Raw genomic sequence first — 2,494 nt, 5'->3', positions numbered from 1 at the left:
CCCATGATGTTTTTCGTTTCCGTCATGACAACCCCCTAGTCGAACGTAATTCGTGGATCGACCAATGCGTATGCAAGGTCGGCCAAGAGCATGCCAATGAGTGTTAGCAAGCTTGAGATTAGTAAGACCACCATGACTGCGTTGTAGTCATTTTGAGTGATGCTGGTGAAAATGTAGCTACCCATGCCTGGAATCCCGAAGATGACTTCGATGATGACGGAGCCGCCAATCAAAACAGGAAGTAGCGTTGCCATCAATGTGATGATGGGAATCATGCCGTTACGCGCGGCATGCTTGATGATGACGATTCCTTCAGGCAAGCCTTTAGCTCTTGCCGTCCGGATGTAGTCTGCTCGAATAACATCCAAAAGACCCGTACGCGCATAACGAGAGAGTGCAGCCAAGCCGCCGTAACTCATGCACACAATGGGAAGCGTCACATGCCAGAGCACATCTTTAATGTAGCTAAGGGTGGTCATGTCTTCAGCGTTATCGGATTGAAATCCTATGTTGGGGAAAATTGCCCAATCGCCTACGGTGAGTAGGTTAAGCAAAATGACCGCAACAAAGAAAGACGGCAAGCTGTAGAGCATAAAGAGAACGAAGGTGACGATTTTATCGGCCAACGAACCTTGGCGCACTGCTGACCAAATTCCCAGTGGTAGGGAGATAAGGTAAATCAGAAAGACCGAGCTGACGGCCAGGGTGATGGAGTACTTGAGCTTGGAGAGAACAGTATCCAATACGGGCTTTTTGTCGATGTGTGACTTACCGAAATCGAGGCGCAGAAGATTGCCCCAGTATTTTGCAAAGCGTGTATCGAAAAAGAAGATGCCAACCTTCTGGCCGGCGGAGTAAGACCACTGGCTTTCGTTTGCTTGCCACCAAGTTGCCCAGAACCCCTCGACCGCTGTGATGCGCTCTTTTTGAGCTTTGAGAGCCTCTGGAGTGGATCCTTCAGATTTCACCGCGTTGTAAAACCATGCCTTGAGTTCTCGGTTGGCCGCTCGAATCTTCTTGTTTTCTTCTTTTTGTCGAAGCTCTTCTTCGGGAGCCAAGTCTCGCTTTGTGTATTCCGTGAGCAGAGGCGCTTGAGCGTTAACCGCCAGCCGCTGGCTTGCTTTGGCTTTTGCTTCTTCAGAAGTGCATTGGGTTAGACAGAACATAAGACCAGGCACAGCGTAACGCCCCCAGTCATCCATGTTTTCTTGTGCTTCAATCTGGCGGGCTAGGGAAGCGCTGCCATCAAGGTTCAAGATGTCTGTGATGGTGTCTTCAAGGTCTGTACCAACCAAGTTGTAGCGCGTGTTGAAAATGATGGGCTTGTCGAGACTGAACTGCTCTTTAAAGATGCGGTACGATTCTCGGTTGTCACCTTTTTCAGCATTCTGATTGCCGTCGCCTGAGAACTGCTGTGCTCCCGGATCACCCGCGCCTAGGTTCAGTAGGACGAAGATAAGTAAGCTGATGGCAAAGAACGTTGGAATCATCAGGAGTATGCGCTTGATAGCGTAAGTTAACATAGCGGCCTCCTAGTTCTGCTTTAAGTACCAAGAACGCAGGTTCATGTAGGGACGAACTTTTCCTACGGTGGTTGCGTTCATAAGTTGCGGCGTCCAAAAGTAAGGTGTCTTTGAACGGAAGAGGAAGGTGTAAGGCTGCTCATCGTAGATAATACGGTGAAACTGCCGAGCCAACTCGTAGCGTTTTTCCATGTCGAATTCGAATTCCATGGTTTCGATAATCTTGTCGGCTTGCTTGTTGCGGAAAGCGACGAAGTTACTCGACTTAGGTTCGTCGGCGTGACGAGAGTGCCAGATTTGGTCGAAATCAACATCGGGACTGGTTCCCCAGCCGAGCATGACCGCGTCAAATTGCTTGGTATGGAGTTCCTTTTGGAAGTTGGCCCATTCCATCGCTTTTAAGTTGCACTTGATGCCGATTTTCTTGAGCGACTCTTTGAGAATCTCACCTGTATCCTGGTGAACAGGGCGGGCGACGATATTGAAGGTGAATTCAAACTCAAGGCGGCGGCCGTTGACCATCTTGTCTCGGATGCCGTTGCCGTTGGAGTCTTTCCAGCCAGCTTCCGTAAGAAGCTTCTTAGCTGCTTCCAAGTCGTATGGAATGGATTTAAGAGTTTCGTCGTAGTGCGGCAGTCCCGGTGTGATGGGGCCTGTGGTTCTTTGACCCAGTCCAAAACGAACTTCTTTGAGAATCTCGTCAGCTTTGAGAGCATGGCTCATTGCTTTACGAACACGCTTATCGGAAAAGAAAGGTTTGTCACCGTTCCATCCGATGTAGCTATAGCCGTAGCTCCAGTAGAAGTCGTGCTGGATGGTACCATCTTGAAAGAGCTTATTTTTCTCGCTCTTCTTCATGACCTGGCGAAAGTTTTGAGCATTGAGCTCTGTGAGGTGAACACCTTGATTGGTTTTTTCAGTAGTCGACTGAGCCGACTTTAAAAGCATCAGTGGGTGCTGAACGTCGTCTT

General features: G+C 49.2%; 2 protein-coding genes. Both read right to left on the bottom strand.

What is annotated here, in order from left to right; genetic code table 11:
- Positions 1-35: 35 nt before the first annotated feature.
- Positions 36-1,523, bottom strand: coding sequence for an ABC transporter permease (locus HOK28_07865; GenBank protein ID MBT6432989.1), 1,488 nt, complete (start codon positions 1,521-1,523; stop codon positions 36-38).
- A 9-nt stretch (positions 1,524-1,532) separates the two neighbouring features.
- Positions 1,533-2,494: hypothetical protein (locus tag HOK28_07860; GenBank protein ID MBT6432988.1), on the bottom strand; the 962-nt coding region annotated here is incomplete at its 5' end.

It is taken from the genome of Deltaproteobacteria bacterium (assembly GCA_018668695.1).
In the GTDB taxonomy this organism is placed as follows: Bacteria; Myxococcota; XYA12-FULL-58-9; order XYA12-FULL-58-9; family JABJBS01; genus JABJBS01.
This window is presented reverse-complemented; position numbering and strand designations above follow the sequence as displayed.

Excerpts from the sequence above, each read along its gene's own strand:
- HOK28_07865 (MBT6432989.1), bottom strand. The coding sequence starts at position 1,523 with ATGTTAACTTACGCTATCAAGCGCATACTCCTGATGATTCCAACGTTC.